Origin of the sequence: Alkalibacillus filiformis, assembly GCF_030814115.1 — a bacterium.
Classification (GTDB): domain Bacteria; phylum Bacillota; class Bacilli; order Bacillales; family Alkalibacillaceae; genus Alkalibacillus; species Alkalibacillus filiformis.
The window spans coordinates 85,146-102,130 of the sequence record NZ_JAUSUP010000001.1; the positions used below are offsets into that span (position 1 = coordinate 85,146).

A 16,985-nucleotide genomic window follows, 5' to 3' on the forward strand; every position below is an offset into this window, starting at 1 on the left:
GTGAAAATTTTAAAAATTATCGTCTTTCGAGTAAAATATAAGTAATTAAGGAGGTGGGAAAATGAGTCGCTTACATAAAAATGTCATAGCATCGATCTTCGTCATCACAATCCTTCTCATTTTACCGAGTGGCACCGCCAACGCAGCAAATACGTTAATACTCGATGACGATACGGACCGACTCGACCTTTACGATGGTATTGAGATGGTGAAAGATCGCGACATGCAGTTAGAACTCTCCGATGTAACAACACCATCATTTAAAAACCAGTTCGTTTCAGAAGACGAAATCAATCAACGAAACGGCTTTTTTGAAACGGCTAACTGGATCCGCTTTGAGCTTGAAAATAAATCGAACCAAACAGACTGGCTGCTCGAATTCGCTTTTCCACTCGTTTATGAACTCGACATTTACCGTGAAACGAACTCAGGGTTTGAAACGATCTATCAAGGTGGTGCGGTCGTTGAGCCGTTTCACGAACGAGATATTAACCATCGATTTTTCGCTGTAAACATAGATATTGAACCGAGTACTAGTGAAACGTTTTACGCTCGAGCAGTTGGAGGGGGCGACTTACACCCACCTATATACATATGGAGTCATGATGCTTTTTTTGACCGAACGCAAAGTGAGCTGACGTTGCTTGGCATTTTTTACGGCATCATCATCGTCATGATTGTCTACAATTTATTTTTATACTTTAGTTTAAAAATGCGCAGTTACTTATATTACGTAATCGCGATGCTATGTACGTTGTTAGGTAAGATTTCAATCAACGGTGTTGGCTTTCAATATTTATGGTCAGACTATCCAGCTTGGAATTTAATATCAACCCCATTTTGGGTCAGTCTCGGCTGTATTTTCGTCTTACTATTTACACGCGCCTTTCTCGATGTCGATCAATATTTGCCGAAGTTTAATCGGTTGTCATATTTACTCATCGCCTTAAACATAGCAACTGTCATCATGCTTTTTATATCTCATATCGTCGCACTTAATATGATGATTGTGAGTGCATTCTTAACATTTATAACCGTTCTAATCGTTGCCTTTATTTGCTTGAAACGCGGCGCACGACAAGCACGTTTTTACATTCTCGGGTGGATGATTTTCTTAACTGGTGTGTTTATTACGATTTTAGAGCGTGCAGCGATCCTTCCATATTCGCTCTTGACCGAATACGCGGGGCAAGCTGCGATGACCGTAGAAGTCGTCTTATTAAGCTTCGCCTTAGCTGACAAAATTAACTTAATGCGAGCTGAAAAAGAAGAAGCTGAAAAACAAGCGCGCGAAAGCCAAGAGCTCGCGATGGAAAATTTAAAAAAAGCAGACGTACTAAAAGACGAATTTCTAGCTGTCACATCCCATGAACTCAGAACGCCGATTTATGGCATGGTCGGCATTGCGGAATCGTTACGCGATGGGATTGCTGGCGGTGTTTCTGAACAAATGAAGCAGCAATTATCAACGATCGTCGCAAGTGGTAATCGTCTTACGCATTTAGTGAACGACATTTTAGATTTTTCAAAGTTAAAATACGACTCGTTGGAACTGCAATTAAAATCCGTGCACGTTAAGGGCGTCATTGAAGTTGTCGTTGCGGTTTCCAAGCCTTTAATAAAAAATAAACCAATCGAACTCGTCACAGACATCCCAGAAGACTTATCTCCCGTATACGCCGATCCGAATCGAATCCAACAAATTCTCTACAACTTAGTCGGCAATGCCATTAAATACACAGATGAAGGACGCATCGTCATTTCAGCTTACGAAACAGAAGACGGACTGACAATTAGCGTTCAAGATACAGGAAGCGGCATATCAGCAGATCAGTTGGAATACATTTTTAACCCGTTTCAGCAAGCAGATCCGTCAACGCACACAATTGGTGGTACGGGCATGGGCTTAAGCATTACGAAGCGTTTAGTTGATTTGCATGAAGGTTCACTTTCAGTAGAATCTCAGCCGAAACAAGGTTCAACTTTTTATGTCACATTACCTGTTCAAATAGAAGACACAGCAGAAGAAGTGGCCAAACCAGTAGAGCGCTTGTTGACAGGGGAAAGTGCGAAAGTCGAACCACCAAAGATCAAGAGAGCGAACCAACCGAGCATTTTAGTGGCAGATGATGAAGCGGTCAACCTACAAGTATTAACGAACCAGTTAGCATTAGAAGGCTATGAAGTCGTCACAGCATCAGATGGTGAAGAAGTTTTCGATATTCTTAAAGAAAAGCCAATCGACTTACTTATTTTAGATTTAATGATGCCAAAATTGTCAGGTTATGAAGTGTGTAGCCGTCTGCGTCGTGATTATTCATTAATGGAACTACCGATCTTAATGTTAACAGCGAAAAGTGAACTCGATGACAAAATCGTCTCGTTTGAAGCAGGGGCGAATGATTATCTCGTTAAACCTTGTGACAAAATGGAACTCTTATCACGCGTTCGCACACTCATTCGCATTCGCACGCTCAACCAAGAATTAACGAATTTAAATACACACCTAGAAGAAAAAATTGAAGAACGAACAGAAGCGTTGAAAGTCGCAAACGAAGACTTAAAAGACGCCAATGAAAACTTACTCGAAGCAGAGCAGTCAAGAAGACAAATGTTATCGAATATCGCACATGAACTTGGTACACCTGTCACGTTAATTCACAGTTATATGCAATCGCTAAAAGCAGGAACCCTATCGCCTTATAACGAACATTACAACGAGCAAGTTTTGAAGAAGATTCAAGTGCTTAACCGACTCATTACCGATTTATTCGATTTATCGAAACTTGAAGAAGGTAAAACGAGTTTAAATAAAACAAGTGTCAATGTGCGCAGTTGGTTGGAACAGGTTGAGCGAAGATGTCAGTTTAATGTTGAACAACACAACCGCCGTTTTCACGGTATTAATTGGGAAAAATTTGCCGAAGTGGACGATTGGATCTTTTATATCGATCACGATCGAATGGACCAAGTCTTTTCTAATTTAATTTCAAACGCAGCGAAATATACAACTGAATCTGACGGTGAAATTGCAGTCGATGCACATGTTCACCTTGATGAACGTCATATATTAATAGAAATTACAGATAACGGTACTGGTATAAACCAAGAAGATCTACCATATATTTTCGACCGATTTTATAAGCAAGCTAGTTTATCACGTTATAACCCACACGGAACAGGGCTAGGACTGGCGATTGCTAAAGAAATCGTTGAAAGCCATAAAGGGACAATTAGCGTTGAAAGTGACCTAAACGTAGGCACGACCTTTTTAATCAAGCTTCCAATTAAAAAACAATCAGTCATCGAAGAGCCTGAACAAAATATAGAGGGGGAGAGCTTATGAGCGAAACCATTTTGCTCGTTGAAGATGAAGCAGGCATTCGAGACATGACCCAAATGTATTTAGAAAGTAAAGGCTACAACACACTAGCTGCACAAGACGGTAATGAAGCACTAGAACTTATTGACAAAACGCCACCTGAGCTCATTTTACTCGACATCGAAATGCCAGGTATGGACGGCTTTGAAGTCTGTCAAAAGATCCGAGAAAAACTAACGATCCCAATCATCTTCTTAAGCGTTCGCAGAAATACTTTCGATAAAGTGAAATGCTTTGAACTTGGCGGTGATGACTACTTAACGAAGCCGTATGACTTTGAAGAACTAGAAGCTCGAATAAAAGCGAACTTGCGTATTTATTATACGAAACCGAAAGCCAAAAATAACACATTAGAATATGGCCAAATCAAAATCGACCTAGACCATATGACGTGCTATGTTAACGATGAACCAATTACTCTTACAACAAAAGAATTAGAGCTCCTCATTCACCTAGCAGAACACCCAAACCGCGTCTGGAGCCACGAACAACTTTACGACCGCATTTGGAGCTATGATGCGACAGGCAACATCGAAACAGTCAAAGTCCACATTAGCCATTTGCGCAGTAAAGTCGAAGAGAACCCCAACAAACCACAATACATTCAGACAGTCAGAGGGTTTGGGTACAAATTTAACGCATAGGATTAAGGGTTACTGACAAAAGCTTGGTATGCCAAGAGAGGCGGTTGATGAATGTGGATTTATTAATTTTTATAACTTTTTTAGTTTTAATCAACATCATCGTGGTCAAATACACATCCAAAACTAGAATGATGCTCGTGACAAGTGGGTTTGTCATCATGTTCTTTTTAGCTCCAATAACATGGTTCATAACCTTGATCTCGTTAGGTATGACTGGAAGCGGCATTGCCGGTAGTGTCGCTGGTATGATGTTTGGTTTTATAACGTTTATTAATGGGATCTATTATCTATTTAGAGGAATGTTAACTAGTCAACAAACTGAAAATACATAATCATTGAATAAAACTTCACCTTAATCAAAGAATATATTTTGTATTCTTAAATGGAGGTGAAGTTCGATGGGTATTTTAAGTGGTAATCAAAAGAAAGAGCCATTACATTATGGCGAGGTTTATAACTTGTTTTCATTTTTAGTGGCGGCTAATGGGTTTCATTCTATGTTACAAACATATGGTAACCATACAGGTGACAGGGATTTGAAAAAATTTATTGAAGAATTAATTCCTGGCGTGAAATCAGAAATTAAAGAAGTTGAAGAAGTGTTAAAAGAAAACGGGATTGCATTACCTCCAGCAGCACCAGACAAACCACTAGCTACTTTAGAGGAGATTCCTCCAGGTGCAAAGTTTGCAGATCCAGAAATTAGCGCAAGCGTTTCTAAAGGACTAGCTGAAGGTTTAGTCGGCTGTTCAACGATTATTGCTCAATGCACGCGAGAAGATATCGCCATGTTATTCGGGCAATATCATATGAACAAAGCTCAAGCAGCTGGCAAAGCTTTAAGGTTAAACAAAGAAAAAGGTTGGTTAATCCCACCACCCCTTCATACTAAAATTCCAAGTGAGGATTAAAGGGAAAGCCGAGATCTACCTAATAGGAGATCTCGGTTTTCGTTTTTAGCGCTTTTATAACTATGTGTTAAACTGAGTGAAAAAGTAATAATATCGATTATGTTTGAGCGCTGATAAGTTATCTATGAACGCCGATAAAAGTTGTTTAGCGCTGATAAGTAATCCGCGAGCGCCGATAAATTTTGCTGAACGCTGATAAGTAATCCGCGAGCGCCGATAAATTTTGCTGAGCACTGATAAAATTCCGTGAGCGCCAAAATCCAAGATTCGAGCGCCAAAATATTTTCCTGAGGGTGACTAATGCTGTGGGTACATTTTCGAGAATAAGAAAATATAGTTTTTCAATTCGGCTATGTTTATAACATTAATACTGATTGGTCTGATTCAATTTTTCCAACTACCACAAGTGTTGAATTACATATTATTAGCGATTGCACTAATTTTCTGTGCTTTAGCCATTAAAGAAAGGGTAAAGGAGAGTAAGCGATGAAAAAAGTGGTACTTATTTTCACGATACTTCTACTGTTGACCGCATGTATTGAAGTAGGTGAATCGACAGGAGAACACAAGGTCTATCAACATGAAGGCATCATCGCGAAAAAGCAACAACTAGACGGTGAGCGCGACGTAAAACAAATCCTCGTCATATCAGAGATTGAACGAGACGATGTAAAAGGCAAAACAATTAGCGAAATCAATCAACTAGCTGGACAACACGAAGCCGCCTACTACGCTGTAGACGATGATCAGTTTGAAGATCTAACAATAGGTACAAAAGTAGAAATTTATTGGACTGGGGAACAACTCGATTCAAATCCGCCGCAACGAGGGGCAGAAGAAATTCATGTTTTGGAATAATAAACGATATGTAATTAAACCATTGCGAAAAAGTTCTGCGCAATGGTTTTAATTTTATTGGTATCAACATTAGGTAGAAATGCTTTAATAGCCGTGACTGCCATATCCCCAAGATGAACCAATAATAATTAACAAAATGAATAGGACGACAACTAATGCAATGCCGCCGCCTTGGTGGTATCCGTGTGACATAGTTCTTTCCCCCTTTTTATGGTTACAATTTCAATATATGTGCGAATACCTTTAATGTAAGGGCTTCTGCGGAATATCTAAAAATGAAGTGTATTCAAAAGTGATGACTGAATATTGAGAATTTGAAGAAAGTAAATTATAATCTTTGTAATAGCAAAATGCATTAAGGAGGGCTTGAAATGGATTCAAGAATTAAAATGATTGAATCAGATGAAGCTGATGGAAAACTTGAAGAGCTTTATGATCGATTTAATGGAAAGATGGCGAACATTTTAAAAGTCCACTCTTTAAATCCAAAATCACTTGAAGCACATCTTAATTATTATAAAGTGATTATGTTCGGAAAGTCCCCTTTAAAACGGGATTTAAGAGAGATGATTGCTACGGTTGTTTCATCAACTAATGAATGTTTTTACTGAATAGAACATCATGGGGCGGCGCTCCATATGTTAACGAAAGACCAGCACCTTGTTAATCAGGTGAAGGAAGATTATAAAAATGCAAATTTAGATGACAAAATAAAAGCAATTTTAGATTATGCTGTAAAATTAACAATTGAACCTCATTCAGTATCAGATGAGGATGTAACTCACCTAAAAGAAATGGGTTGTACAGACCAAGAGATCCTAGACATCTGTCAAATCACTTCATATTTTAACTTTGTAAATCGAATGGCTGAAGGTTTAGGGGTTAATTTAGAAGAAGATTTTTATGAAGAAAATTAATCGATTCGATGAGGTTAACACCCTAACCGGATTTTGTTTAAATCGCTCATCGAATCAATTAAGAGGCTCATAGATCCATTCGAGAGGCTCATTAAATCCAACCAACAAGCTCATAGAGATCAACCATATATAAAAGACGCGCTATCTATAGCGCGTCTACGTTATTAATTCACGGAAATTGAAAAATAACTAATTAAATTTAGAATAGCAAAAAGTTGAATAACAATACCTATAATACTACAAACCATTCCTGAAGTCGCTAGGCCATCTTTCTTTTCGTAAGCTTTCTGCGCTTTTTTTGAAGTGATAACACCAACAACACCTAGGACGAAACCGATTAAGGGGACTAAGATTGATAGAATCCCTAAAGTTAATGAAGTGGTTGAGTAGCTGTTTTTCGCATCTTGATCTTCCATTTAACGACCTCCAAATAAAGATTTGAATAATCAACCTTCTCGCCCAGCGAACTTCTCTAGAACCAAGTAGTCTTCTGATTTATGTTTAGGGACATCATATTCATCTAACGTCTGGTAAACTTCTTTTGGTTTGAAAGCGACAACTCTTATATTAAGTTTTCCTGGCAAGATGATTTTCGCAGAGCTTTGCTTCCAACCGACGCGTTTGAAGCGGATTTCTTGAATGTCTTCAACGTGAACGACTTTTTGGTGAACGCGGAAGTTAATATAATAAATTTCATATGTGATCGTTTCGGCATCGAGTTTTAACTTAAAGTTAATAAAAATGTTTAAGAAGAACACGACGATTACACTAATTTTAATCGGATCAACTATTCCTCTTGCAAGCTCAAATCCCACTGTAATAAGTAATATTAGTCCTAAAATTGCCACCCACAAATAAGGCCAAGCTCGATATACCATCACAATACCTCCGTAATAAAAACACCACCTTAATGTTAACATAATTTTCCTTACATTATCATTCAATAGTTGAAAAATTCTAAATTCCCCTCTAAAGTTGAAACGTTTCCCTTTTTTAAACGTCTTATATAGATGTGGGAGGGGTGCGCATGCGCGTTTTAGAAGTTAATCATCTAAAGAAATCGTTTGGTGCAGTTCAGGCGGTTAAAGATGTTAGTTTTCAAGTTGAGCAAGGTGAAGTGTTTACAATTATTGGCCCAAACGGAGCAGGAAAGACGACAACACTTGAAATGATCGAAGGGCTCGTACCGCCAGATCAAGGTGATATAAAATTTGGTGAATTAAATTGGAAAAAGAACGGAGATGCCATTAAAAAGAAAATCGGTGTCCAGCCGCAGCTTAGTGCGATGTTCGATCTGCTAACGCCAAGTGAACATTTGCAGTTATTCGCATCTTTTTACGATAAAAATAGACCAGAAGAAGAAATCCTTAAAACAGTCAATTTAACCGAGCACAAAGATAAGCAAGTTCGTAATTTATCAGGTGGTCAACGTCAAAGACTTGCGATCGGTTTGGCGATGATTGGTGATCCGGAAATAATATTTTTAGATGAGCCAACAACAGGACTCGACCCGCAAGCACGACGTAACTTGTGGGATATTATTTTGCGTCTTAAACGTTTAGACAAAACGATTATTTTAACGACGCACTACATGGATGAAGCCGAACAGTTAAGCGATCGTGTCTGTATCATCGATCAAGGGGAAATCGTCACGATCGATCAGCCAGATGCCCTTATAAAAAGGTTAACCGTCGAACGAGAAGTGCGTCTTTCATTTTTAGAACATGAAGAAGCGGCGATCAACTCGGAAAAAGTTTTAACAGAACTAAGTGTGGTCTCGCGTATTGATCGGGATTCAACGCAATTAAAAATTTGGACAGAAGACCCCGAGTACACGCTACTTGAACTATTCAATTATACGAAACAACAAAACTATCAAGTTGATCAAATATCGATTCGAGAAATGAGCTTAGAAGATGTCTTCATAGAATTCACAGGAAAGGAATGGCGAGATTAAATGAATCAGTTTAAGCAAATGTTTTTGATGCATTTAAAAATGACGTTTCGAGAAAAGCAGGCATGGTTTTGGGGGCTGTTCTTCCCAGTGATCCTAATGCTTATTTTCATGTCAATTTTCGCCGATTCAGATGATGAGTTTGAAGCGTCTGTTGCAGTAGTGGAGGAGAATCCGAACGAAGTCTCAACCGCGATCTATGACCAAATCGAAGTCATTCCGGTGTTGAACGTTGACCATCAGTTAGAGAGCCAATCCGAAGCAGAACAACTCATTATAGATCAAGAGGTCACGGCGGCGATTGTCCTACCGCAAACAGATGAAGATTCCGACGTCTTATTAATGGTCAATGCTGAAGACGAACAAAGCACGACAACTCAAGTGGTATCAGGTGTTTTGAGTAACATTGTTCAACAAATGAACTTACAAGTCGTTGGCGCATCTGAAACGTACGCGGTCGATTTCCAGACGGTTACAACTGGTGAACACGAACTGAGTTACCAAGACTTCTTATTGACTGGTTTAATTGCATTAGCTGTTGCGCAAGGCGGTTTGTTCGGCATGATTGACCTAGTCGATATGCGCCGTAAAGGGCTAATTAAACGCCTGCGCATGACACCTGTAAATATGAGTTTGTTCGGCCTAAGTGACATGATGATGCGGTTACTATTTAGCGTTATTCAAATTTTCGTCCTCGCATTAATCGGCGTTTTCTTATTTAACGCCACATTGCATATTAATGTATTAGGTTTAGTCGTCTTATTCCTAGTCGGCGCGCTATCATTTAACGCAATCGGCTACTTTATTTCATCATTTAGTAAAACAACGGAAGCTTACATGGGTGTTGCGAACATTTTTAGCTTTTTAATGATGTTTTTAAGCGGCATATTCTTCCCAGTTGAAATGATGCCAGAGTGGTTGCATCCTGTAGCGCACGTACTTCCTTTGACATACTTTGCTGAAGGCTTACGCGACACAATGGTATACAGTATTGGAATCGAATCTAGCGCAATATGGTTCCACATAGGTGTAATGGCATTATGGGGCGTGGTTGCCTATATCATCGGTTCATGGCTATACCGTCGCAAATCGATCGTGGCGACGCGATAATATATAAGGAGAGGGGAAATGTGATGCAAGAGGTTAAAGAAGATCGTTCAATTACACACAAGTTAACAGGTGAAAAAATTACATTTTTAGAGACGAGTCGTGAAACAGGAGGGGATTATGAGTATATTGAAGTTGACTTACCACCAGCTGGCGAAGGGCCACCACTACATTTTCACAAAAACTTTGATGAGCAATTTGAAGTGCTAGATGGTCAACTAAAAGTGACAAAAGGTAAAGAAGACCACATACTACAGCAAGGTGACAAGATGACCGTCGTAAAAGAAACGCACCATACTTTTTCAAATGCATCAGACAAAAACGCCGTTACATTTCGCGTGAAGATTACACCAGCTCATCAGTTTGAAGAATCAATGCGCATTCTTTATGGGTTAATTGAAGATGGCGAGACCGATGACAAAGGCGTTCCGAAAAACAAAACATACGCCGCAATCGCATTAGACATGCAAGATTCATGCGTTGTCAAAATGCCGTTTTTCTTAAAATTTTTCATAAGTCAGTTAGCGAAGAAAGGGAAGAAAAAGGGCATTGATCAAGAGTTGATTGAGAAATATGCAAAAGATTAAAGGTGATAAAATGAAAAGCTTTTTTAAAGTGTTGTTAACCGGCTTACAAGTAACCATTATATTATCGCTACTCTTGTTTATTACCACTCTATTAATGCTTGTACTAGGCTACTCTATAAATTACGCACCAACATTATTCGGTTTGCCACTGTTTATTATTGAGGTTTATGAGACACGATTTGCGATTGAAGCACGTGTGATGGGGCTTGCGCTATTTTTCATCATCGGCGTTATAGCTCACTTGGTGGTTCAATATTTCTTAAGGTATAAAAAGGCGAGTGTGCAGTGAAGGTTGACTTAAGGTGAGATCTCACCTTAAGTCATTTTATTTTATTGAAAATTTTGGTAATATAAAGTTGTAGCAAGGGGGATTAGTATGAACAGTAAAGATCTTATCCAAGCATTCGGGTTTAACGTTGATCAAGAGCAGGAAAGTATTTACCCATTTTCACCGGTTTATAAAGTGGATGATTTTATTATTAAAAGAACACAGTTTCCAATCAAGCAAGCTAATCAATTTGTGAGATATTTAAATCATCTACATGATCACGGTGTTCCTGTTGTAACACCAGTTAATTTAGATGGAAGTAATCCATTACAAATTGCTGATGAATGTTATGTTTGTTATCCATTTATTGATGGATCAGAATATAAAGGAATAAAAAAAGAGATCAAACAGGCTGGCAAACTACTTGGTAAAATCCATTCGCTAGCATCACGAGACAATACATACGAATTAGAAGAATATGATGTGTTTGACTTTTATGGTAATGAAGTAGATGAACATATTGCAGAAATTGAGAAACTAAATAGCCAATATGAGTCTGGACTAAATATAGACAGATTAAAGGAAATCTTTAGTGAAGCCGTTACAAAACAAGACTACTTAAAAAACGCACCGATTACTTGGGTTGAAACGCCTCACGACTATAAAGCGAATAACTTAGTGTATAAAGAAAACCCGGTGTTAATAGATCCAGATCATGCAAAGTGGATCCCAAGAACATTTGACTTAGCATTAGCGTTATTACTATTTCACAATGAGTTCTCATCTGCACCCAATCGTCTGTTTACACTTGAAGAGTGGCGAGTTTTCCTAGAAGGTTATCATCAATATCAATCTTTAACTGAAGCTGAATTAAAGGTGTGGGATGAAGCCGTCGTGCACGTTTTCCTTGATGAAGTGATGTGGATCTTAGCTGAAGAGGATGACTGGGCACGAGAGGAGCAACGTGAACTGCTAATGAGTTTAGTAGATTTTATATTTGATTTTAAGGTTTATTCAGATGTGCTCAATAAAAGTTTTGTATAAGGAGCGCTAGCAATGAAAACTAAAATTCTATTGATAGCCCTAACAGCATCAATCATCCTTAACATCACTGTTATATTCAGCTTAGTCAATCAAAACAACGAGGGTAGCGTTGAACAAACTTTAAACCGATTTATGTTTGATGCTGCATTCCAAATTCAAGGTGAAATGACAGAAGAACACTATGCAAGGATGAGCCAAACGTTTGATCATATTGAGGAGTTGTCGCGAAATTCAATGGATGACTCAGACTATTCGCGTGAAGTTTGGCAAACGATGAGTGTCGTTCATCAACAATTAACGTCAGTCGATCATCACGTCCTCGAGCTAGAACCAAAGACGAGAAGAGAAATCTCTCAAACTATCAACCACTCAGTTGAAAACCGAAACATTATTGAAATCGAGCAAAACATTTATGACATTATAAGAGAAAATGAAACTGATTAAGGCATCTTCCAAACAGGGAGTTGTCTTTTTTGTTTGTTAAGAAGGTTGATATTGGGTGAGCGCTGATAAATTTGCTTGAGCGCTGATAAAAGTTGGTGAACGCTGATAAACATCACGTGAACGCCGATAAAAATTTACGAGCGCTGATAAGTTAGTCGCGAACGCTGATAATTTTTCCTGAGCGCTGATAAAAAATGTCGGTGAAATATTGTGAACGCCAAATAAATCGCATGAACGCCAGAATCCAGGCCGCAAGCGCCAAATAATTATCATTAACGCCAAAATCCATACCTCAATCGCCAAAAAATCTAATAATCTACAACCCTCATTTCCACCGCCACACCGCGATATACCTCGACCGCAAAATTTGCCAAAATATTTTTTCATCAAAAAGGTTGCTTATAAGCGCTAAGCGTTGTAAGATGAACAAGCTTGACACAAATTAAATCAAACTTCTTAGTAGTTTGACCTGAACCTGTTAGATAGAGAGAAAAGGGAGGGTTTAACGATGAGAATGAGAATGAATAACTTTATTGCCTATGGAATGGTGATCTTCGGTGCAGGCTTTTGGGGCTTAACAGGCTTATTCGTCCAAAACTTATATGACTACGGATTCACGCCATGGCAAGTCGTCACACTTCGCTTAACATTTTCCAGCTTAATCCTACTCACGATGTTAGCAATATTTGCCAGAAGTTATTTAAAGATTCGATTGATCGATTTACCTTATTTCATTGCACTTGGCGTCGTCAGTATTGCACTTTTCAATTGGTTTTATTTCCAAGTCATGGACCTTGCATCACTTTCAGTCGCCGTCGTATTCGTCTATACTTCACCCGTCTTTGCAGCCATCATAGCTAAAATCTTCTTTAATGAAGCTCTTACCGTAACTAAAATCATAGCCATTCTTATGACGATCACAGGAAGTGCATTTGCGATCGAATTCTTTCCAATTGGCGAATTCTCATTAACGATTCAAACCATTATATACGGATTACTTGCAGGCTTTTTCTGTTCGACGTATAGCTTAATCGGCAAAGACGTCAGCCGCTGGTACCACCCATTTACAATCACGACGTACGCGATGCTTTGCGGTACGCTATTTTTAATCCCAACAAGTGGCATATGGCAAAACTACGAAGCGTTCGCACACGGAGATGTATGGCTAAATATACTCGGAATTGTTATTATATCAACAATTGTAGCTTATTTACTTTACACAAACGGTCTTGCCTATGTCGAATCAAGTAAAGCGACAATACTCGCTTCAATTGAGATTGTCATTGCTGTCATTGTTGGAGTCGTTGTGTTCAATGAGATCTTAACTGGTTGGCAACTATTCGGGTTCGTCCTATTGTTCGGCTCGTTATTCTTAACGGTGTTCTCGTTTAAAGGAAAAGTTAAAGTGAAGAAACCACGAGATGAAAACCATCCCAGATGAAGAATAGATAATTAAAAAAATAGTAGTTGAGTTCTGGATTAAATTCCCGCCACAACTTAACTACTATTTCTTTGTATGCAATAATAATTAAATAGACTTTGATAATTATTTAGTGTTAGTTAGAATGGTAATATAAAATCTGTAGTAAAGGGGAAGTGATGGGTGATAAAAAAGGCATTATCTTTATCAGAGTTCTCAAAATTCACTCTGTTTGAATTTATCTACATAATCCTATACATAACAATTCCATTTATTTACTTATACTTTGAAAGGGATATGAACTATCAGTTTTCACTAATCCTTATTCAACTACTTGTACTTGGTATCTTGGTCAGGAACCTAAGGAAGGAAGTTTGCTTTAAAAAGTATTCCCCTTTTGGTTATAAACTTATAAGTTTCTTTATACTAATTAGTACTATATCATTTGTTTTATTTATGATTTTGGAGCCAAAAGAATTATGGTTGGAATGGATAATAGCAATTCTAATGGTGATCAGTTTTATGTTTTACCTTAGTATTGTAGTGTTATTTATAGGTTATTTTGTAAATTTTGCATTTACCTATGAATTAAAAAGAACATTTCCGTTTGATAAAGACAAAGGTAATAAAGAAGAAGAAAGATTAGATTTGAAAGAGTTATCAAAATTCATGAGTGTATCTGATCAAACTAATTATAAGCTTTTGGGTTACATAGAGTTTATCTTTATTGCCATGTTTATATATTTACTTTATGGGTGGATCGTATCGTTTGAAGTTATTAGAGCTGAGATGGTTAGGTTGCTTTCAAGTAATGAAGCTTTGTTATTAGTATTACATTCCTATGATTTTGGTTTAGTTTTAGCTAGTTTCTCTATTACTTTAAGTATTTTTAGTTTAACCCAAAAAAGAAAAAATGATATCTTGAATCAAGCTAGGAAAGGTTTAGAAAAGGAAAGTCAGTCATAATCTTTATTTTAGGTTTCAAATAAAATTCTTTAGATTTTGTACAAACTTTAATAGTTATATACGCTTAAAAACTTTCATTAAATAATTATCAACCCAATACCAAAAAGCCCCTTAGCTAAAAAGTTAAGGGGCTTTTTCATACATTAGGTTGATACAAACTCGCGTTAGAAGGTTGGAAAATCAGGTCTCAACCCTTAGCAGTAAAAAGAAGCGCCTACAATAATTAGTAAAATAAACAACACAACGATCAACACGAACGAGTCACCGTAACGTCCTCCTGAATAGCCCATGGCGAGTACCTCCTTTATCACTATAGTACATTACATCATATGTTTAGGATGGTGAAATGGGTGGGCCGGTGTTGGGGGGAAGGGAAGTATTTTTAACGTTTATACATTGAAATGTATCACTACAGCTTTTCCTTAAGTTTACAAGAAGAAAAATATTTAGTATATTTGAAATGTTAGGAAAAAATTGAAGGAGGGTGATATTGTGGAATTACGAAGAATTAATGCAAGAACAAGAAAACGAAATTACCCAATATGCAACCTCCCAAAGTGTTTGGGAAGATCATTAGCATGAGGTAATAACACACTGTACATCCTAACAATCTTGTTCTTTGCAAATTAGGAGGAACAAGAAATATGATTCATTATGTAGAAATCCAAGAAAGAGAAAAATTAGCGCCATTATTTAAAGACTTTGATGACACCGTCGTTTTGTCGTGCTTACAAGGCCATATGGGTAGTGCCTACGTGGATGACCTCAATCATCCAACGGTAGCCCAAATCATTGTTGGAATTTTTGTGTTCTATGCAGGAGACCATGATGCTGATGAAGCAAATGAACTGCTGCAAAACTTACCAGAATTCACTCTTGCGACCGTTAAAACTGAAGAGTGGAGAAAGAAATTTGAAACATTGCATAAAGGATCCTTTGAAAAAATCAAAAGGTATGAGTTTTATAAAAATCCAAATCACTTAAATCAAGATTACATTAAAAAGTATCTGACACACATACCAGAGGAGTACGAACTAAAACCCATTGACTTAACGATAGCTGAAGACCCTACATTGCATGAGCTTTCTGAAGACTTTATAGCTCAATTTAATTCTACTAATGACTTTGTAGAAAGAGGAATGGGCTTCGCTATGCTTCACAAAGGTAAAGTCGTCTGTGGAGCAACCTCATTTAGTATATACGATGATGGTATTGAAATTGAAGTTGCAACACACCCCGATTATAGAGGAAAAGGTTTAGCAACGATTACAGCTTCTGCTTTAATATTAGAGTGCTTAAATAGAGGGTTTTACCCAAGTTGGGATGCTGCCAATATGGAATCAGTCAAGCTAGCTGAGAAACTAGGTTATAAATTTAAGACTGAATATGAAACTTATGTTATAGAATAATAGATGATGCTTTCCAGATACCCCTTAAAACTAATTAAGGGGTATTACTTTATTAAAATAAAAATTGGAGGCGCTTTTATGAAGTTTATTGTAGTTGTTTGTTGGTTATTTTTAATCACCCTGGCGGCTTGCACTACAGAGGATACCAATATAGACATTGACCAATCGGCAGAAAATACACTTATAGAAGTGGCAGACAATAATCTCATACACGAAGATGACGGGTACTATGAGGTGAATACATTAGAAGAATTATTGGATTCTGAGCTCATCGTGAAAGGCGAAGTCGTTGAGATTGAAGGCCCATTTGAAACAGAAGATCTAATCAATGAACTCTTCCAAGACTATAACGATTATTTCAAGTTCCACATCGACCTAATCATTGAAGTCGACGAATACTATGGCAACACACTCCCATATGATGAAATCGTCGTCAGAAGAGAAGGTGGCAAAATCGACGATCGTGCACACATCACACCATTTGAACATTTCGCAATAGGAGAAAAAGTCCTCATCTTCAATTAGAAAACGATCCCGAAAGATACACCCAAGTGCTAGATGGTTACGAGCCAGAACAGTACTTCGGCTTACAGATGAATACAACATTTAAAAAAGGAAGCGGCGATGAGTACATTCGAGCTGATGGGGTTGGAGAGTATGAAGGGAGGGAGAAGGTTACGGTTGGTGAGATTGAAAGGGTCATTAAATGAAAAAGGGGCTAAATTGCCCGTTTTTCATTTTGAAAGTTATTCAGTTTTACTCGGATACTTCTCACCATTTTTCTTCAGTTTTGCCTCAATAATTTCTTCAACATCTAATTTAAGGTCTGAGCACAGCATCAGTGAGTAGATTAAAACATCTGCAATTTCCTCTTGGATATTGCCTTTGTTAGATTCTAATGCTGTTTCACTATCTTTCCATTGAAAGTCCTCCAATAATTCTGCTGCTTCGATCGAGATTGAAATCGCTAAGTCTTTAGGATTGTGGAAGTGTCGCCAATTTCGTTGATCTCTAAATTGGTTAATTGAATTAATTATTTTATGTAAGTCACTCACCTATAATCTACTCCTTACT

General features: G+C 37.8%; 23 protein-coding genes. 18 read left to right on the forward strand and 5 right to left on the reverse strand.

What is annotated here, in order from left to right; translation table 11 throughout:
* Nucleotides 1–61: 61 nt before the first annotated feature.
* From J2R98_RS00495 to J2R98_RS00515, 5 genes are all read left to right on the forward strand, one after another.
* Complete coding sequence (locus J2R98_RS00495; protein ID WP_307065043.1) at nucleotides 62–3,346, forward strand: ATP-binding protein; 3,285 nt, start codon at nucleotides 62–64, stop codon at nucleotides 3,344–3,346.
* Nucleotides 3,343–4,026 carry a response regulator transcription factor gene (locus J2R98_RS00500; protein ID WP_307065044.1) on the forward strand — a complete coding sequence of 228 codons (684 nt, stop codon included), beginning with the start codon at nucleotides 3,343–3,345 and terminating at the stop codon, nucleotides 4,024–4,026. Before J2R98_RS00495 ends, J2R98_RS00500 begins: the two co-directional genes overlap by 4 nt.
* Before the next feature lie 53 nt (nucleotides 4,027–4,079).
* Nucleotides 4,080–4,358, forward strand: a complete 279-nt coding sequence (locus tag J2R98_RS00505) for a hypothetical protein (protein WP_307065046.1) — start codon at nucleotides 4,080–4,082, stop codon at nucleotides 4,356–4,358.
* A gap of 66 nt (nucleotides 4,359–4,424) precedes the next feature.
* Nucleotides 4,425–4,937, forward strand: a complete 513-nt coding sequence (locus tag J2R98_RS00510) for a DUF3231 family protein (RefSeq protein WP_307065048.1) — start codon at nucleotides 4,425–4,427, stop codon at nucleotides 4,935–4,937.
* Between the two features lie 486 nt (nucleotides 4,938–5,423).
* Nucleotides 5,424–5,795 carry a DUF3221 domain-containing protein gene (locus J2R98_RS00515; protein WP_307065051.1) on the forward strand — a complete coding sequence of 124 codons (372 nt, stop codon included), beginning with the start codon at nucleotides 5,424–5,426 and terminating at the stop codon, nucleotides 5,793–5,795.
* An 84-nt stretch (nucleotides 5,796–5,879) separates the two neighbouring features.
* Here the strand turns inward: J2R98_RS00515 and J2R98_RS00520 are convergent, their stop codons facing one another.
* Nucleotides 5,880–5,987, reverse strand: a complete 108-nt coding sequence (locus J2R98_RS00520) for a YjcZ family sporulation protein (protein WP_307065052.1) — start codon at nucleotides 5,985–5,987, stop codon at nucleotides 5,880–5,882.
* 179 nt (nucleotides 5,988–6,166) lie between these two features.
* Between J2R98_RS00520 and J2R98_RS14570 the strand changes: the two genes are divergently transcribed.
* Nucleotides 6,167–6,406, forward strand: coding sequence for a carboxymuconolactone decarboxylase family protein (locus J2R98_RS14570; protein WP_503128520.1), 240 nt, complete (start codon nucleotides 6,167–6,169; stop codon nucleotides 6,404–6,406).
* The gene (locus J2R98_RS14575; RefSeq protein ID WP_503128521.1) at nucleotides 6,407–6,712 is read left to right on the forward strand and encodes a peroxidase-related enzyme; all 306 of its coding nucleotides are present in this window, start codon (nucleotides 6,407–6,409) and stop codon (nucleotides 6,710–6,712) included. It abuts the gene before it with no gap.
* Nucleotides 6,713–6,876: 164 nt separating this feature from the next.
* Here the strand turns inward: J2R98_RS14575 and J2R98_RS00530 are convergent, their stop codons facing one another.
* Together J2R98_RS00530 and J2R98_RS00535 are read right to left on the reverse strand one after the other, a co-directional pair.
* Complete coding sequence (locus tag J2R98_RS00530) at nucleotides 6,877–7,128, reverse strand: DUF4190 domain-containing protein (protein ID WP_307065054.1); 252 nt, start codon at nucleotides 7,126–7,128, stop codon at nucleotides 6,877–6,879.
* A 30-nt stretch (nucleotides 7,129–7,158) separates the two neighbouring features.
* The gene (locus J2R98_RS00535) at nucleotides 7,159–7,590 is read right to left on the reverse strand and encodes a hypothetical protein (RefSeq protein ID WP_307065055.1); all 432 of its coding nucleotides are present in this window, start codon (nucleotides 7,588–7,590) and stop codon (nucleotides 7,159–7,161) included.
* Between the two features lie 149 nt (nucleotides 7,591–7,739).
* Between J2R98_RS00535 and J2R98_RS00540 the strand changes: the two genes are divergently transcribed.
* The 8 genes from J2R98_RS00540 (at nucleotide 7,740) to J2R98_RS00575 (ending at nucleotide 14,502) form a co-directional block, all read left to right on the forward strand.
* Complete coding sequence (locus J2R98_RS00540; protein ID WP_307065056.1) at nucleotides 7,740–8,669, forward strand: ABC transporter ATP-binding protein; 930 nt, start codon at nucleotides 7,740–7,742, stop codon at nucleotides 8,667–8,669.
* Nucleotides 8,670–9,776, forward strand: coding sequence for an ABC transporter permease (locus J2R98_RS00545; protein WP_307065058.1), 1,107 nt, complete (start codon nucleotides 8,670–8,672; stop codon nucleotides 9,774–9,776).
* Between the two features lie 23 nt (nucleotides 9,777–9,799).
* Nucleotides 9,800–10,360 (forward strand): cupin domain-containing protein, encoded by a 561-nt coding sequence (locus J2R98_RS00550; protein ID WP_307066883.1) that lies wholly within the window; start codon nucleotides 9,800–9,802, stop codon nucleotides 10,358–10,360.
* Nucleotides 10,347–10,649, forward strand: coding sequence for a hypothetical protein (locus J2R98_RS00555; protein ID WP_307065059.1), 303 nt, complete (start codon nucleotides 10,347–10,349; stop codon nucleotides 10,647–10,649). Before J2R98_RS00550 ends, J2R98_RS00555 begins: the two co-directional genes overlap by 14 nt.
* 87 nt (nucleotides 10,650–10,736) lie before the next feature.
* Nucleotides 10,737–11,672: a phosphotransferase gene (locus J2R98_RS00560; protein ID WP_307065060.1), complete on the forward strand. Its 936-nt coding sequence runs from the start codon at nucleotides 10,737–10,739 to the stop codon at nucleotides 11,670–11,672.
* 12 nt (nucleotides 11,673–11,684) lie between these two features.
* Nucleotides 11,685–12,116: a hypothetical protein gene (locus tag J2R98_RS00565; RefSeq protein WP_307065062.1), complete on the forward strand. Its 432-nt coding sequence runs from the start codon at nucleotides 11,685–11,687 to the stop codon at nucleotides 12,114–12,116.
* 508 nt (nucleotides 12,117–12,624) lie between these two features.
* Nucleotides 12,625–13,557 (forward strand): DMT family transporter, encoded by a 933-nt coding sequence (locus J2R98_RS00570; protein WP_307065064.1) that lies wholly within the window; start codon nucleotides 12,625–12,627, stop codon nucleotides 13,555–13,557.
* A gap of 162 nt (nucleotides 13,558–13,719) precedes the next feature.
* Nucleotides 13,720–14,502 (forward strand): hypothetical protein, encoded by a 783-nt coding sequence (locus tag J2R98_RS00575; protein ID WP_307065065.1) that lies wholly within the window; start codon nucleotides 13,720–13,722, stop codon nucleotides 14,500–14,502.
* Between the two features lie 194 nt (nucleotides 14,503–14,696).
* Here J2R98_RS00575 and J2R98_RS00580 read toward each other — a convergent pair whose 3' ends face one another.
* On the reverse strand, nucleotides 14,697–14,792 hold the full coding sequence (locus J2R98_RS00580) for a YjcZ family sporulation protein (RefSeq protein ID WP_307065066.1): 96 nt from the start codon (nucleotides 14,790–14,792) through the stop codon (nucleotides 14,697–14,699).
* Between the two features lie 354 nt (nucleotides 14,793–15,146).
* On the opposite strand from J2R98_RS00580, the gene J2R98_RS00585 reads away from it, so the two are divergent.
* The 3 genes from J2R98_RS00585 (at nucleotide 15,147) to J2R98_RS00595 (ending at nucleotide 16,621) form a co-directional block, all read left to right on the forward strand.
* Nucleotides 15,147–15,911 carry a GNAT family N-acetyltransferase gene (locus J2R98_RS00585; protein ID WP_307065067.1) on the forward strand — a complete coding sequence of 255 codons (765 nt, stop codon included), beginning with the start codon at nucleotides 15,147–15,149 and terminating at the stop codon, nucleotides 15,909–15,911.
* Nucleotides 15,912–15,989: 78 nt separating this feature from the next.
* The gene (locus J2R98_RS00590; protein ID WP_307065068.1) at nucleotides 15,990–16,436 is read left to right on the forward strand and encodes a hypothetical protein; all 447 of its coding nucleotides are present in this window, start codon (nucleotides 15,990–15,992) and stop codon (nucleotides 16,434–16,436) included.
* Nucleotides 16,437–16,462: 26 nt separating this feature from the next.
* Entirely contained in the window at nucleotides 16,463–16,621 is a 159-nt protein-coding gene (locus J2R98_RS00595) for a hypothetical protein (protein ID WP_307065069.1), read from the forward strand.
* Nucleotides 16,622–16,657: 36 nt separating this feature from the next.
* Here the strand turns inward: J2R98_RS00595 and J2R98_RS00600 are convergent, their stop codons facing one another.
* Nucleotides 16,658–16,966, reverse strand: coding sequence for a nucleotide pyrophosphohydrolase (locus J2R98_RS00600; RefSeq protein WP_307065070.1), 309 nt, complete (start codon nucleotides 16,964–16,966; stop codon nucleotides 16,658–16,660).
* Nucleotides 16,967–16,985: the final 19 nt, after the last annotated feature.

Coding starts and splice junctions, on each gene's coding strand:
- J2R98_RS00495 (WP_307065043.1), top strand. CDS start 62: ATGAGTCGCTTACATAAAAATGTCATAGCATCGATCTTCGTCATCACA.
- J2R98_RS00500 (WP_307065044.1), top strand. CDS start 3,343: ATGAGCGAAACCATTTTGCTCGTTGAAGATGAAGCAGGCATTCGAGAC.
- J2R98_RS00510 (WP_307065048.1), top strand. CDS start 4,425: ATGGGTATTTTAAGTGGTAATCAAAAGAAAGAGCCATTACATTATGGC.
- J2R98_RS00515 (WP_307065051.1), top strand. CDS start 5,424: ATGAAAAAAGTGGTACTTATTTTCACGATACTTCTACTGTTGACCGCA.
- J2R98_RS00520 (WP_307065052.1), bottom strand. CDS start 5,987: ATGTCACACGGATACCACCAAGGCGGCGGCATTGCATTAGTTGTCGTC.
- J2R98_RS14570 (WP_503128520.1), top strand. CDS start 6,167: ATGGATTCAAGAATTAAAATGATTGAATCAGATGAAGCTGATGGAAAA.
- J2R98_RS00530 (WP_307065054.1), bottom strand. CDS start 7,128: ATGGAAGATCAAGATGCGAAAAACAGCTACTCAACCACTTCATTAACT.
- J2R98_RS00535 (WP_307065055.1), bottom strand. CDS start 7,590: ATGGTATATCGAGCTTGGCCTTATTTGTGGGTGGCAATTTTAGGACTA.
- J2R98_RS00540 (WP_307065056.1), top strand. CDS start 7,740: ATGCGCGTTTTAGAAGTTAATCATCTAAAGAAATCGTTTGGTGCAGTT.
- J2R98_RS00545 (WP_307065058.1), top strand. CDS start 8,670: ATGAATCAGTTTAAGCAAATGTTTTTGATGCATTTAAAAATGACGTTT.
- J2R98_RS00550 (WP_307066883.1), top strand. CDS start 9,800: ATGCAAGAGGTTAAAGAAGATCGTTCAATTACACACAAGTTAACAGGT.
- J2R98_RS00555 (WP_307065059.1), top strand. CDS start 10,347: ATGCAAAAGATTAAAGGTGATAAAATGAAAAGCTTTTTTAAAGTGTTG.
- J2R98_RS00560 (WP_307065060.1), top strand. CDS start 10,737: ATGAACAGTAAAGATCTTATCCAAGCATTCGGGTTTAACGTTGATCAA.
- J2R98_RS00565 (WP_307065062.1), top strand. CDS start 11,685: ATGAAAACTAAAATTCTATTGATAGCCCTAACAGCATCAATCATCCTT.
- J2R98_RS00570 (WP_307065064.1), top strand. CDS start 12,625: ATGAGAATGAGAATGAATAACTTTATTGCCTATGGAATGGTGATCTTC.
- J2R98_RS00580 (WP_307065066.1), bottom strand. CDS start 14,792: ATGGGCTATTCAGGAGGACGTTACGGTGACTCGTTCGTGTTGATCGTT.
- J2R98_RS00585 (WP_307065067.1), top strand. CDS start 15,147: ATGATTCATTATGTAGAAATCCAAGAAAGAGAAAAATTAGCGCCATTA.
- J2R98_RS00590 (WP_307065068.1), top strand. CDS start 15,990: ATGAAGTTTATTGTAGTTGTTTGTTGGTTATTTTTAATCACCCTGGCG.